Annotated in this window: 11 protein-coding genes; 2 read left to right on the plus strand and 9 right to left on the minus strand. The window is 67.3% G+C overall.

Annotation, left to right across the window (positions count from 1 at the left end):
• Positions 1-27: 27 nt before the first annotated feature.
• The 4 genes from galE to OTERR_RS14345 form a co-directional block, all read right to left on the minus strand.
• Positions 28-1,050 carry a UDP-glucose 4-epimerase GalE gene (gene galE / locus OTERR_RS14330; protein WP_149426166.1) on the minus strand — a complete coding sequence of 341 codons (1,023 nt, stop codon included), beginning with the start codon at positions 1,048-1,050 and terminating at the stop codon, positions 28-30.
• Between the two features lie 73 nt (positions 1,051-1,123).
• The gene (locus OTERR_RS14335; protein WP_149426167.1) at positions 1,124-2,413 is read right to left on the minus strand and encodes a nucleotide sugar dehydrogenase; all 1,290 of its coding nucleotides are present in this window, start codon (positions 2,411-2,413) and stop codon (positions 1,124-1,126) included.
• A 15-nt stretch (positions 2,414-2,428) separates the two neighbouring features.
• Positions 2,429-3,451 carry an NAD-dependent epimerase gene (locus OTERR_RS14340; RefSeq protein WP_149426168.1) on the minus strand — a complete coding sequence of 341 codons (1,023 nt, stop codon included), beginning with the start codon at positions 3,449-3,451 and terminating at the stop codon, positions 2,429-2,431.
• 104 nt (positions 3,452-3,555) lie between these two features.
• Complete coding sequence (locus OTERR_RS14345; RefSeq protein ID WP_149426169.1) at positions 3,556-4,329, minus strand: glycosyltransferase family 2 protein; 774 nt, start codon at positions 4,327-4,329, stop codon at positions 3,556-3,558.
• 196 nt (positions 4,330-4,525) lie between these two features.
• Between OTERR_RS14345 and waaC the strand changes: the two genes are divergently transcribed.
• The gene (waaC, locus tag OTERR_RS14350) at positions 4,526-5,665 is read left to right on the plus strand and encodes a lipopolysaccharide heptosyltransferase I (RefSeq protein ID WP_149426170.1); all 1,140 of its coding nucleotides are present in this window, start codon (positions 4,526-4,528) and stop codon (positions 5,663-5,665) included.
• 67 nt (positions 5,666-5,732) lie between these two features.
• On the plus strand, positions 5,733-7,067 hold the full coding sequence (waaA, locus tag OTERR_RS14355; RefSeq protein WP_149426171.1) for a lipid IV(A) 3-deoxy-D-manno-octulosonic acid transferase: 1,335 nt from the start codon (positions 5,733-5,735) through the stop codon (positions 7,065-7,067).
• A gap of 286 nt (positions 7,068-7,353) precedes the next feature.
• On the opposite strand, the gene OTERR_RS14360 is transcribed toward waaA, so the two are convergent.
• The 5 genes from OTERR_RS14360 to OTERR_RS16445 all read right to left on the minus strand — a co-directional run bounded on the left by OTERR_RS14360 (position 7,354) and on the right by OTERR_RS16445 (position 14,039).
• Positions 7,354-8,688, minus strand: a complete 1,335-nt coding sequence (locus OTERR_RS14360; RefSeq protein WP_342780104.1) for a TolC family outer membrane protein — start codon at positions 8,686-8,688, stop codon at positions 7,354-7,356.
• 22 nt (positions 8,689-8,710) lie between these two features.
• Positions 8,711-9,043, minus strand: coding sequence for a rhodanese-like domain-containing protein (locus tag OTERR_RS14365; RefSeq protein WP_054620294.1), 333 nt, complete (start codon positions 9,041-9,043; stop codon positions 8,711-8,713).
• Positions 9,044-9,065: 22 nt separating this feature from the next.
• Positions 9,066-9,719: a protein-L-isoaspartate O-methyltransferase family protein gene (locus OTERR_RS14370; RefSeq protein WP_149426565.1), complete on the minus strand. Its 654-nt coding sequence runs from the start codon at positions 9,717-9,719 to the stop codon at positions 9,066-9,068.
• A 91-nt stretch (positions 9,720-9,810) separates the two neighbouring features.
• Complete coding sequence (locus OTERR_RS14375) at positions 9,811-13,044, minus strand: efflux RND transporter permease subunit (RefSeq protein ID WP_246154193.1); 3,234 nt, start codon at positions 13,042-13,044, stop codon at positions 9,811-9,813.
• Entirely contained in the window at positions 13,041-14,039 is a 999-nt protein-coding gene (locus OTERR_RS16445; protein WP_246154196.1) for an efflux RND transporter periplasmic adaptor subunit, read from the minus strand. The genes OTERR_RS14375 and OTERR_RS16445 overlap by 4 nt, the downstream gene beginning before the upstream one ends.
• Between the last annotated feature and the right edge of the window lie 41 nt (positions 14,040-14,080).

Here is a 14,080-nt window from a genome sequence, read left to right on the forward strand (position 1 = left end):
GCTCCTCCGCAGGTCGCACCTCATGGACTACTCGCCGAACCCCATGGGGTTCATCGACTGCCAGCGCCAGGCATCCTGGCACATTTCAGCCAAGCCACGCCGGGCGTGCCAGCCCAGCAAGGCTTGGGCCCGGGATGGATCGGCATAGCAACTGGCCACATCGCCGGGCCGCCGGGAGGCCACCTGGAATGGGATCGACCGGCCGGAAGCGGCCTCAAAGGCCCGCACCATCCCCAGCACGGAAACACCATGACCGGTGCCCAGGTTGACGGTGATCATGCCCTCACTGGTGGGCCTGCGGGCCAGGGCATCGAGCGCTGCGAGATGTCCTTCGGCCAGATCCATCACATGGATGTAATCCCGCACCCCAGTGCCATCCGGGGTCGGGTAATCGTCGCCGAAGATCGTCAGCCGCTCGCGACGGCCAACGGCCACCTGGGCGATGAACGGGAGAAGGTTGTTGGGCGTACCTCGGGGATCCTCGCCGATCAGTCCGCTGGCATGGGCGCCCACCGGATTGAAGTAGCGCAGCCGTGCTAGCTTCCAGGAGGGATCGGCACGATACAGATCCGCCAGAATCTCTTCCACCATCAGCTTGGTGCGCCCATACGGATTGGTCGCCGCCAGGGGAAAATCCTCGCGGATCGGCACCGTCGCAGGATCCCCATACACCGTTGCCGAAGAGGAAAAGACCAGGGTCTTGACCTGAGCCCGGGCCATGGCCCCCAACAAGGTCAAGGTCCCGGCGACGTTGTTGTCGTAGTAGGCCAGGGGATCAGCCACCGACTCCCCAACCGCCTTCAGCCCGGCGAAGTGGATGACTGCATCCACTGAATCCGCCGCGAACAGGCGGTCGAGGTCGACACGATCCCGCACGTCCCCTTCTATCAGCTGCGGCGCCGTGCCAGTCAATAAGGCAAGCCGCTCCATCACCCGGGGGGAACTGTTGGTGAAATTGTCGAGCACACTAACCCGGTGGCCCGCTTCCGCCAGGGCCACGCAGGTATGGGAGCCGATGTAGCCGGCGCCGCCGGTGACGAGAATGTGCATAGATGTCTTTTAGCGGTGCAGCAGAACAGCCTCCAACGCCACCATTAAAAAAATACCGTGCTGGTTTGTGCGCTTACAGGCGCCACACCACCACATCTTCTCGCGGCGCCTGGCGCAACACGGACTTCACATCCGCCAACACCCCACCCGGGCAGATTTTCTGCCCAACTGCCCCGGCATCCTGGGCATAAGCATCATGGGCAACCGCCAGCACCACCGCTTCGGCAGTAGGCAGGTCTTCCCAGGCAGAAAGCTTCAGGCCGTACTCATGCATGGCCTCTTCGGGGTCAGCCAGCGGATCGTGAACGGAAACCTCTACCCCGTAGCTTTCCAGCTCATGAATGATGTCGGGGACACGCGAGTTGCGCAGATCGGGACAATTTTCCTTGAACGTCAAACCCAGCACCGCCACCCGAGCGCCCTTAATGCTTTGGCCTGCTTGAATCATCAACTTGATGGTCTTCTCGGCGATGAACTTCCCCATACCATCGTTGATCCGGCGACCGGCCAGGATCACTTGCGGGTGATAACCCAGCATATCGGCCTTATAGGTCAGGTAATAGGGATCGACCCCGATGCAATGGCCACCGACCAGACCAGGCCTGAATTTGAGGAAGTTCCACTTGGTACCGGCCGCTTCCAACACCTCGGTGGTATCAATACCCAGCTTGTCGAAAATGAGGGCGAGTTCATTCATCAGCGCGATGTTGAGGTCGCGCTGGGTGTTTTCGATGACTTTTGCCGCTTCCGCCACCTTGATGGACGATGCGCGGTGCACCCCTGCATCGATGATTGCTTCATAGAGTGCCGCCACCTGTTCCAGCGTATTCGCGCTATCACCGGACACGACCTTAACGATTCGCGTCAAGGTATGTTCCCGATCCCCCGGGTTGATCCGCTCCGGGGAATAGCCCACAAAGAAATCCCGCCCCCACTGTTTCCCGGAATGCTTTTCCAGCACAGGGATGCACACTTCTTCCGTGGCACCGGGATAGACGGTGGACTCGAACACCACGGTCGCCCCCTGCTTCAAGTAGCGACCTGCCGTTTCGGAGGCCCCGACCAGGGGTGAAAAATCCGGCTGATGCGCTGCATCCACCGGTGTCGGGACGGCCACTACGATGAAGTCGGCCTCGCCAAGCATGCTGGGATCAGTCGTCACTTCCAGCTTTTCGGCTTGCGACAAATCCTCCCGTGTCACTTCACCGGTCGGGTCTACGCCCTGGCGATACGCGGCGATCTTGGCTTCCGACAGATCAAAACCGATCGTGCGAAAGCGCTTACCAAATGCCACGGCCAAAGGAAGCCCTACATAACCTAGCCCCACGACCGCCACAACGGGATTGAACGGATTGGCATTCATAACATTGAATCCTTATTAACACTTGTTCTTGTAGTAATCCTGGTACCAGGTCACAAAACGCCCAATACCTGCTTCGACAGTCGTTGCCGGCGCAAATCCCACTGCCGTTTCCAATTCAGCGGTATCGGCGCTGGTGGCCGGCACGTCGCCGTCCTGCAGCGGCAGGAAGTTCTTTTCCGCCGTTTTGCCCAAGGCCCGCTCCAGGGTCTCAATGTAGGTCATCAGCTGCACCGGATTGTGATTGCCGATGTTGAACACCCGGTACGGCACATTGCTGCGGGCTGGATCCGGGTTGGCTGGATCGAAAGCGGGATCGGGCTGGGCGGGCTGGTCGAGGACACGAATGACGCCCTCGACGATATCGTCGATGAAGGTGAAGTCGCGCACCATCTGGCCGTGGTTGAATACGTCGATGGGGCGGCCTTCGAGAATCGCCCGGGTGAACAGGAAGAGCGCCATGTCCGGGCGCCCCCAGGGGCCATAGACGGTGAAGAAGCGCAGCCCGGTGGTGGGCAGGCCGAACAGGTGGCTGTAGGTGTGGGCCATCAGTTCATTGGACTTCTTGGTCGCCGCGTACAGGCTGACCGGATGATCCACGCTGTCGTGCTCGGAGAATGGCAGTTTGGTGTTGCCGCCGTACACGCTGGAACTGGAGGCGTACACCAGATGCTCGACCTTGCCGTGGCGGCAACCTTCGAGGATGTTCACGAACCCCGCCAGGTTGGCTGAAACATAGGCGTGGGGATTCTGCAGGGAATAGCGCACCCCGGCTTGGGCCGCCAGGTGCACCACGCGGTCGAAGCCTTCCCGCTCGAACAGGGCGGCCACCGCGGCGGTATCGGCCACATCGCCGCGCACCATGCGGAAATTCGCGGCATTGGCATGGGCCGCCAACCGGGCGGCACGGGCCTCCTTGAGGGTCGGATCGTAATAGTCGTTGAAGTTGTCGAACCCCACGACCTCGTCGCCCCGCTCCAGCAGGCGCAGCGACGTGTGCATGCCGATAAAACCGGCGGCACCGGTGACCAGTACTTTCAAACCATTCCCCTCAAACCTAGCGATGCGCCCAGGTTGCGCGCCAACCCGGAGCCAAAGGCGTCAAATTATACCGGAGCGGCAGGCCGCCCCATTAAGTACAAGAATCATCGCTTCGCCCCCATTGCTGCGGCACGCAGCTGGATTTCCCGCATCTTGGCGTACTTGGCAAAGCTGTTGAAGCAGCCGATGGCCACGTGAATGAAGCCGGGCAGACCGTCGAGAAAGCCGCGGCGCACCACATAAAACTTGATGAAACGCACCAGGGGCGACAGCACCACCCGTACCGCCGAGGCCCGCTTGCCCGCCGCCGCTGCCGCTTCGGCAGCCAGACTGGTGTAGCAATTCTGCTTGGTCAGATAGGCGGCGATGCTCTCGGCCGAATCGTGCATCAGATCGCCGGCCAGGGTGGCGACGGCGCCGGCAGCGGGGTCGAGCACTACCTTCTCGTGCACCGCATCGTCGGACCAGCGCCCATGGCCGCGCTGGAAGAGGCGCAGACTCCAGTCCGGATAGCCCTCGCCGTGACGCAGGTAGCGACCGAGGAAGCGGTTGCAGCGGGCAAAGCGGTAGGCTTTCGCTCCGGGCGCGGCCAGAGCCGCCACGATGCTCGCCTGCAGCGTCGCGCTGACCCGCTCGTCCGCATCCAGGCACAGCACCCAGTCGTGGGCCGCCTGCTCGACGGCAAACTGCTTCTGCGGACCGAACCCCAGCCAGTCCTGGTGGATCACCCGGGCGCCCCGGGCGCGGGCCAGTTCGACGGTGCCGTCGCTGCTGCCCGAGTCCACCACCAGCACCTCGTCGGCAAAATCGACGCTATCGAGGCAGGCCGGCAGTTGGGCCGCGGCATTGAGGGTAATGATGACGACGGACAGGGGCATGATGGTTGGGACGTTGAACAGGGAGGCAGGAGACAGAACGGCGGGGGCCCCGCCCATGACGGACGGACACCCGGAGGCGCGGCGGATCGGCGAGGGCCGCTATAATTCCCGCCTTGCCGGACCCTGAGCGCACTGAGCGCCCCCGGCCCCTGCGGCAACCTCGCCGCCCCACCTCTTCTTCGGCCGCCATTCTACCTTGCCGCCCCGCCCCGCTTCCGCCACTTCCCGCCCGTCTGCGCCACCGACCCTGCTGCTGGTCAAGACTTCCTCCCTGGGGGACGTCATCCACAACCTGCCGGTGGTCAGCGACCTGCGCCGCCACTTCCCCGGCGCGCGCATCGACTGGTGCGTCGAAGAAGGTTTCCAGGCCCTGCCCGGCCTGCACCCGGGCGTAGCCCAGGTCATTCCGGTGGCGGTACGGCGCTGGCGCAAGCACCTGCTGCAGGGCGCCACCTGGGGCGAGATCGGCGCCTTCCGCCGCACCCTGCGCGAGACCGCCTACGACGCCGTGCTCGACACCCAGGGGCTGGTCAAGAGCGCCCTGATCGCCCGTCAGGCCCGGGGCCCCAAGGCCGGCTACGCCCCGGAATCGGCCCGGGAGCCTCTGGCAGCCCATTTTTACAATCAGACCTACGCCATCCCCACCGGCATCCACGCCGTCACCCGCAACCGCTGGCTGGCCGCCGCTGCCTTCGGCTACGCCCAGGAGCTAGAGCTGCTGCCCCTGGACTACGGCATCGCCGCCAGCCCCAGGCTGCCCGCGCTACCCGCCGGGATCGATACGGCCCGCCCCTACGCCGTGCTGCTCACCGCCACCAGCCGGGACGACAAGCTGTGGCCGGAAGACCACTGGATCGCCCTGGGCCGGGCCCTGCTCGCCGCCGGCCTGGACCTGCGCCTGCCCGGCGGCAGCGCCCGGGAACGGGAGCGGGCCGGGCGCATCGCCGCCGCCCTCAACAGCTCCGGCACCACTCCGCCAAACCCCGCGTGGATAAACGATCTCCAGCCACCCCGCCTGGAGAATCAAGCTGGGCGCGCCTCTTCAGCCCCCCCCCGCGCCGAGGCCCTCCCCGCCTCGGGGTTGGCCGAGCTGGCCGCCGTGATCGGCGTCGCCCGGCTGGCGGTTGGGGTGGACACCGGCCTGACCCACTTGGCCGCGGCGCTTAACATCCCCACCCTGGCCCTGTTCGTCGCCACCGACCCGGGCCTCACCGGCGTGCTCTCCGCCGGCCTGCACGCCAATCTGGGGGGCAAGGCCCAGTGCCCCGATCCCCGCGACGTGGCCGCCCGGGCCTATGCCTTCCTCGCCGGCCGCGACCTGCCCGCCGTCGGCTGACCCCCCAGGCATCCCCTCCGCCCAGACACCCCAGTCAGCCCGATTCGCACGGCTCCCACCGCCCGCCATGGACCTCACCCGCCTCGCCTACTCCCTGCTCTTCTACGCCCTGACGCCCCTGGTCTGCCTGCGGCTGTGGTGGCGCGGCCGGCGCCAGCCCGGCTACCGGCGCCACCTGGGGGAACGCTTCGGCTACAGCGCCCCGCCGGATGGGGCCGCGCCCGACGACGGCACGCCCTGGCTGTGGCTGCACGCCGTCTCGGTGGGCGAAACCCGGGCCGCCCAGCCCGTGGTGCAGGCCCTACTCGACCGCTATCCCGGCCACCATCTGGTCATCACCGGCATGACCCCCACCGGCCGGGACACCGCCGAATCCCTCTACCTGGCCGCCGACTTCCCCGGTCGCCAGCGCATCGCCGTCGCCTACCTGCCCTACGACCTGCCCGGGGCGGTGAACCGTTTCATCGACGCCTGGCGCCCCAAGGTCGGCGTGCTGATGGAAACCGAGCTGTGGCCCAACCTGGTGCAAAGCTGCGCCGCCCGCCAGGTGCCGGTGGTGCTGGCCAACGCCCGCCTGTCGGAACGTTCGGCCCGGGGCTACCGGCGCTTTGCCGCCCTGGCCCGCCCGGCCTTTGCCGCCCTGGCCGCCGTGGCCGCCCAGACCCGGGCCGACGCCGAACGGCTGGCGGGCTGCGGCGCCGAAAACATCGCCGTATGCGGCAACGTCAAGTTCGACGTGGCGCCGCCCCCCGTCCTGCTCGACCGAGGCCGGACCTGGCGCGCCACTTTCCAGGCCGGCGGTCCGCGCCCGGTGCTGCTCGCCGCCAGCACCCGGGAAGGGGAAGAGCCCCTGGTGCTGGACGCCTTCGCCGCCCTGCGCCGCCAGCCCGGGCTGGAGCGAACCCTGCTCGTGCTGGTGCCGCGCCACCCGCAACGCTTCGACGAGGTGGCGACCCTGGCCCAAGGTGCCGGCCTGGCGCTGGCCCGCCGCTCGGCCACGCCGGGCGAGGCAGCACCCGCGGTCGATACCGCCACCGACGTCTGGCTGGGGGATTCGCTGGGGGAAATGCCGGCCTACTACGCCTGCGCCGACCTGGCCTTCATCGGCGGCAGCCTGGTGCCCCTGGGCGGGCAGAACCTGATCGAGGCGGCGGCCTGCGGCTGCCCGGTGCTGATCGGCCCCCACACCTTCAACTTCGCCCAGGCCACCCGGGACGCGGTGGCGGCCGGCGCGGCGCGGCAGGTGTCCGATCCGGCCGAGCTGGTGACGGTGGCAGGCGAGCTGCTCGCCCGGCCCGCGGAACTGGCCGCCATGAAAGATGCCGCCACAGCCTTTAGCGCCGCCCATCGCGGCGCGACAGAACGGGTCATGGCGGTGATCGCCGCCGCGATGCGGGGCTAAGGGCACCACGCGTCACCCAGGCAACCGGCGAAACCGCTACCAACGCGGCGTTCGCCGAGGCGCAGAGAAAGCAGAGAACGCCGCGGCAGGCACGTAGGCAGTACCAAATTTTCGCGCACGGCCTGAAAACCCGCGCCAATACTCGATCTACAAGGTGCATGCCTGGAAAGGCAATACTGGCGCGCCTTTCCAGGCATCGTCCGCCCGATTCGGCGGCCTACCGGCTGAAACCGGGCGGCGCCACCCAGAGTTGATGCGCCCGCCGGGTCTGCCCGGCACCAGGCAGTCAGTGCTCGAGCAGGGCGTTGACCTGGTCGATGTCCTCTTCGGCCAGGGTGCCCACGGCGGACTTCAGCTTGAGCTGGGCCACCAGGGTATCGAGGCGCGACTTGGCCAGGTCTCGGGTGGTGGTATAGACCTGCTGCTCGGCGTTGAGCACGTCGATGTTGATGCGCACCCCCACCTCGTAGCCCAGCTTGTTCGATTCCAGGGCCGAGGTGGACGACACCAGGGCCGCCTCGTAGGCCTTCACCTGGGCCAGGCCGCTCATCACCCCCAGGTAGGACTGCTGGGCCGTCAGGGCCGCATTGCGCTTGGCCCCTTCCAGGTTGGCGATGGCCGCCTGGCGCTGGGCCTGGGCTTCCCGGGTCTTGGAATTGACGTAACCGCCCTGGAAGATGGGGATGGTCAGTTGCAGGCCGACGTTGTAGGCATCGGTCTGGCTCTTCACCGCCACCGGCATGCCGTTGGCGTAACTTTGGGTAACCCCGGCGCTGTAGCCCTGGTTGGCCACCACGTCGAGGCTGGGCAGGTGGCCGGCGCGTTGCTTTTCCACTTCCCGCTCGGCCACTTCCAGGCCGGCCTGCTGCACCTGCACCAGGAAATTGTCGCGCTGGGCCGACTCCACCCAGGTGGTCATCGCCTGGGGCTGGGGCGGCGTCAGTTGGGCATCGCGCTTGAGCCGGGCCAAGTCGCCCGGCTCCCGGCCGATGATGGCGGCCAGGGCGCGGCGTTTGACTTCCAGGTCGGCCTCCGCCGCCAGTTCCTGGGCGGTGGCCAGGTCGAAGCGGGACTGGGCTTCGTGGGTATCGGTGATGGTAGCGGTACCCACCTCGAAGCTCTTTTTCGCCTGAGCCAATTGCTGAGCGATCGCCACCTTCTGGGCGCGCAGGGCGGTCAGGTTTTCCTGGGCGTAGAGCACGTCGAAATAGGCCTGGGCGACACGCAGCACCAGATCCTGGCGGGCCTGGGCGAACTGGGCTTCGGACTGGGCCACCAGGGCGCCGGACTGGCGGTAGGCGGCAATGCGGTCCCAGCGGAAGATCGGCTGGGTCAGCTGCACGTTCCAGCCGTTGGCGTTGTACTCGCGGCGCATCGACGGGTTGCTGCCCAGCTTGATGTCGTTCTCGTTCCAGGTGGTGCTGGCGGTGCCCACCACCGACGGCAACAGTGCCGACAACCCCTGGGGCCGCTTTTCCTGACCGGCTTCAAGCGTGGCCCGGGCGGCGGCGTACTGCGGGTCGCTGGTCAGGGCCTGGCGATAGATCTGGGCCAGGTCCTCGGCGGCCAGGGCCTGACCAGCGACGGTCAGGGAAAGGGTGGCGAGCAGTGCGCGCATCATGCCGGGATCTCCGCGGGAAGAATCAGTAGGTGGGCATGGCCGGGTCCACGTCCGCGGCCCAGCCGTGAACGCCCCCTGCCAGGTTGAATACCGGTTCCACCCCGGCCCGCTCGATGAACATCGCCACCTGCATGCTGCGCCCACCATGGTGGCAAATGCATACCACCGGCAACCCTTCCGGCCGCTCGTTCAGCTCCTCCCAGCGCGCCGGGATCTGTCCCATGGGCACGTGCCGGCTATTCGGCAGGTGACACAGGGCGAATTCCCAGGGTTCCCGGACGTCCAGCAACAGGGGCTTGGCCCGGTCGGGATCGGCCAGCCAGTCGGCCAGGTCGCGGGGAGAGAGATTCTGCATGGTCGGTCCGGAAGGAAGGCGCTTAGAAGCGGAAGGTGCTCGGCTGGGGCGCGTTCTGCAGGGCAGGCACCACGGTTTCGAACAGGTTCAGGGTGGAATAGGTGTGGGGCGCGGTGCAGGTGACGATCTGGGCTTCCATCACCGGCGCGGTACCGACGATGGCTGCCAGCCGGCCACCGACCTTGAGTTGACCGAGCAGGGCTTCGGGCAGCACCGGCACGGCTCCCGAGACGACGATCACGTCGTAGGGGGCGCCGGCGGACCAGCCTTGCAGGCCGTCACCCACTTCGACCCGGGCGTTGGCGACGCCGGCGGCCTTGAGGTTGGCGGCGGCGGTCTTGGCCAGCTCGGGGATGATCTCGACGCTGGTCACCTGGGCGGCCTTGGCGGCCAGCAGGGCGGCCATGTAACCGGAGCCGGTGCCCACTTCGAGCACCTTGTCGGTCTTCTTGACGGCCAGTTCCTGGAGCAGGCGGGCTTCGAGCTTGGGCTGCAGCATCACCTGGCCGTGGCCGATGGGCAGTTCCAGGTCGGCGAAGGCCAGGGCGCGGGATTCGGCCGGCACGAACTCTTCGCGCTTGACCGCGAACAGCAGGTCGAGCACCGACGTATCGAGCACGTCCCAGGGACGGATCTGCTGCTCGACCATGTTGAAGCGGGCCTGCTCGAAATTCAGTGTGCTTTCCATTTCCTTGCCTTCTCCATCGTTTCCCGGGTTCACGTTGCACCAGCGCGCGCCATGGGCGGAATCGCGCAAAACCTCGGGATTATACCGCAGGGGCCGCGGCCTCCTGCTGCCCCGCCTGGGGACGCACCCGGAACCAGGCGGCATACAGCGCCGGCAGGTAGAGCAGGGTGAGCGCCGTGGCGAACAGCAAGCCGCCCATGATCGCCACCGCCATCGGGCCGAAGAAGGTCGAGCGGGTGAGCGGAATCATCGCCAGGATGGCCGTGGCGGCGGTCAGCACCACCGGGCGGAAACGCCGTACCGTGGCCTCGACGATGGCCCGCCAGGGCGCCATTCCGGAACGGATGTCCTGCTCGATCTGGTCCACCAGGATCACCGAGTTGCGCATGATCATCCCCAGCAGGGCGATGGTGCCGAGCATGGCGACGAAGCCGAAGGGCCGGTTGAAGAGCAGCAGGAACACCGTCACCCCGATCAACCCCAGGGGGGCGGTGAGCACCACCAGCATGGTGCGCGAGAAGCTGTTGAGCTGGACCATCAGCACCGTCAGCACGGTGAAGATGAACAGGGGCATGCCGGCGGCCACCGACGACGAGCCCTTGGCGGCCTCCTCCACGGTACCGCCGGTCTCCAGGGTGTAGCCCGGCGGCAGCGCAGCGCGAACCGGCTCCAGTTGGGGCAGCAGCTGGGCGGTGACGGTGGGCGCCTGGATGCGACTGTCGTAGATCTGGCCGCGCACGGTGATGGTCGGCAGCCGGTTGCGCCGCCAGATCAGGCCGTCCTCCAGTTCGTAGCGCACCTTGGCCACCTGGGCCAGGGGCACGGTACGGCCGGCCCGGGTCGGCACGTTGAGGGTTTCCAGCTGGGACAGGTAGGTGCGTTCGCGCTGGTCGCCACGCAACAGGACCTCGATGGTGCGGTTCTTCTCGCGGAATTCGGTGGCTTTCAGCCCGATCAGGGCCGTGTTGAGCAACTGGGCCAGCTCGCTGGTGGACACGCCCAACTGGCGCGCCTTGTCCTGGTCCACTTCGAGACGCAGCACCTTGGACGGCTCGTCCCAGTCGAACTGCACATCGGACAGGTTGCCGTTGGCGCGCAGCACCGCCGCCACCTTCTCGGCCTGGGCGCGCAGGGTCGGCAGGTGCTCACCGCTGACCCGGAACTGGACGGGGAAACCCACCGGCGGCCCGTTCTCCAGGCGGGTAATGTTGGCCCGCACCGGGGCGAAGCCGGCGTCCTCCTGGAACAGCCGGATCAGATGGCCGCGCAGCGCCTCCCGGTCCTCGATGCTGCGGGTGAGCACGACGAACTGGGCGAAGGCAGTCTGGGGCAATTGCTGATCCAGGGGCAGGTAGAAGCGCGGGCTGCCGGTGCCGACCCAGGCCACGTAGTTCTCCACGCCCGCTTCCTTGGCCAGCATGGTTTCGAGGCGCTTGACCACTTGCTCGGTAGCGGTGAACGAGGAGCCTTCGGGCAGGCGCAGATCCACCATCAGCTCCAGCCGGGTCGAGCTGGGGAAGAACTGCTGCTGGACGAAGCGGAAGCCCACCAGGGCGGTGACGAACACTGCCAGGGTGGCGGCAATCACCAGCCAGCGGCGCTTGACGCACCAGTCCACCAGGGCGCGGAAGCGGTGGTAGAAGGGGGTGTTGTAGATGTCTTCCGGGTGGTCGTGGTGGTCCTCGACCCGGGAAGCGGTGAGCCGCTCCATCCAGCCGTTCACCGTGGTTTCCAGGCGCGGAAAGCGGGTCGACAGGTGGGCCAGCAGCGGGTGCAGCCAGCGCTGGCGCAGCCGATAGGACAGCCGGCTTTCCTTGGGCGCCAGGGGGTCGGGCAGCATGTGGTAGCCCAGGTAGGGAATCACCACCACCGCCGCCACCCAGGAGGTGAGCAGGGCGATGGCGTTCACCTGGAAGATCGAGCGAGTGTATTCGCCGGTGGCCGACTGGGCGGTGGCGATCGGCAGGAAGCCGGCCACGGTGACCAGGGTGCCGGAGAGCATCGGCCCGGCGGTGGAGGTGTAGGCGAAAGCCGCCGCCTTGCTCCGCTCCCAGCCCTGCTCCATCTTCACCACCATCATCTCCACGGCGATGATGGCGTCGTCCACTAGCAGCCCCAGGGCCAGCACCAGCGCCCCCAGGGAAATCTTGTGCAGGCCGACGCCGAAGTACTGCATGAGCAGGAAGGTGGCGGCCAGCACCAGGGGGATCGACACCGCCACCACCAGGCCGGTGCGCAGGCCCAGGGAAAAGAAACAGGTGATCAGCACGATGATCACCGCCTCGGCCAGGGCACGTACGAATTCGTTGATCGAGCGCTGCACCGCCTTGGGCTGGCTGGCTACCTCGCGGAACTCCAGGCCGGCGGGCAGTTCCGCCTTGAGCCGGGCGGTTTCCTCGTCCAGGGCGCGGCCGAGTCGGATGATGTCGCCCCCCGGCGCCATCGACACGCCAAGCCCGAGGGATTCCTCGCCCATGAAACGCATGCGCGGCTGAGGGGGCTCGCTGTAGCCGCGCTTGACCTCGGCGATGTCGCCCAGGCGGATCAGTCGGTTGCCGGCACGGAGCATGGTGTCGCGCACCGCCGCCACGCTGTCGTAAGCCCCGGACAGGCGCAGCCGCACCCGGTCCTCGCGGGTTTCGAAATAGCCCGGTTCGGTCACCGCGTTCTGCCGCGCCAGGGCCTCGCTGATGGTGGTCAGGTCAAGGCCCAGGTTGGCTAGCTTGATGTTCGATAACTCGACGAAGATCTTGTCGTCCTGGTCGCCGAACAGGTCCACCTTGGCCACGTCCTTGACCTGCAACAGCCGGTTGCGAATACGGTCGGCGTAGTCCCGCAGTTCGGTGGCGGAATAGCCGGGGCCGCTCAGGGCGTAGATGTTGCCGAAGGTGTCGCCGAACTCGTCGTTGAAATAGGGTCCCTGGATGCCGCTGGGCAATTGATAGCGCATGTCGCCGATGCGCTTGCGCACCTGGTAGAACAGGTCCGGCACCTGGGCCGGCGGGGTGGAATCCTTGGCCTGGAAGATCACCACCGATTCGCCGGGCCGCGAATAGCTGCGCAGGATGTCCACCTGGGGGGCCTGCTGCAGGGTCTTCTCGATCTTGTCGGTGACCTGTTGCTCCACCTCCCGGGCGCTGGCGCCGGGCCAATTGGTGCGCACCACCATCACCTTGAAGGTGAACGGCGGGTCTTCCGACTGGCCGAGTTTGTTGTAGGCCAGGGCGCCAAGCAGGGCCAGGACGAAGATCAGGTAGCGCACCAGGGGCTGGTGCGCCAGAGCCCACTCGGACAGGTTGAAGCGGCCGGTCACTTGGCGCCCCCGGCGGAAGCAGCTGCTGCGCTGAGCGCAGGGGGAGCCTCGCCGGGTAGGCTCTCGGCCCGCACCAACTGGCCCGGCTGGAGCTTGTGACCGCCCCGCGACACCACCCATTCACCGGCCGCCACGCCACTCACGAGCACCCCGTCTTCCCGGTACTGGGCCACCGTCACCGGACGCGCTTCGGCCTTGACCGGGCCGGCGGGCGCACCGGCCAGCACCCACACCACCGGCTTGCCCGCGGCCTGGACCAAGCCTCCCGGGGGCACCAGCACCACCCCAGACTGGGCGGTCGCCCCATTGCCGGCCACCACGGTGGCGGTCATGCCCAGGCGGACGGCCTCGTCCTCGCCCTTGGTAGCCGGCCGCAGGGTTACCTTGACGACGAAAGCCCGGCTGGCGGACTCCCCTGCCGGGGCGATCTCGCGCACCACACCGTCGATCAGGGGCAGGGGCCGGGCCCACAGGCTGACCTTGACCGGCTGGCCGATCTTGAAGGCGCCCACCTGGGATTCGCCGGCGGCGATCACCACTTCCTTTTCCCCATCCGGCGCCAGGCGCAGCACCGGCTGGCCGGCGGACACCACCTGCCCCTGTTCAGCGAAGTACTGGGTGACCACCCCGGCCACGTCCGCCGTCAGGGTGGCGTAGCCCGACTGGTTACCGGCCACCGTCGCCTGGGCCCGGGCCGCCTCGCTCCGCGCCGCGGCGGCGTCGTAGGCCGCCTGCTTCTGGTCCAGGGCCGCCTGGCTGATAAAATTCTGGCTGCGCAGGGCCCGGGTCCGCTCCAAATCCACCCGGGCCAGCTTCAGATCGGCTTCGGCCTGGGCCTGCTGGGCCCGGGAGGCGGCCGCCGACAGGCGCACATCCTCGGGATCGAGGCGGGCCAGCACCTCCCCAGGCTTCACCCGGGTACCCGGATCCACCAGGCGGACCGCCAGCTTGCCGGCGATGCGAAACGCCAGGTCGGCCTCACGGCGGGCCCGCACTTCCCCGGAAAAAACCTGACCACCATCGGGAGCAGGGCGAG

It is taken from the genome of Oryzomicrobium terrae, assembly GCF_008274805.1.
GTDB lineage: Bacteria > Pseudomonadota > Gammaproteobacteria > Burkholderiales > Rhodocyclaceae > Oryzomicrobium > Oryzomicrobium terrae.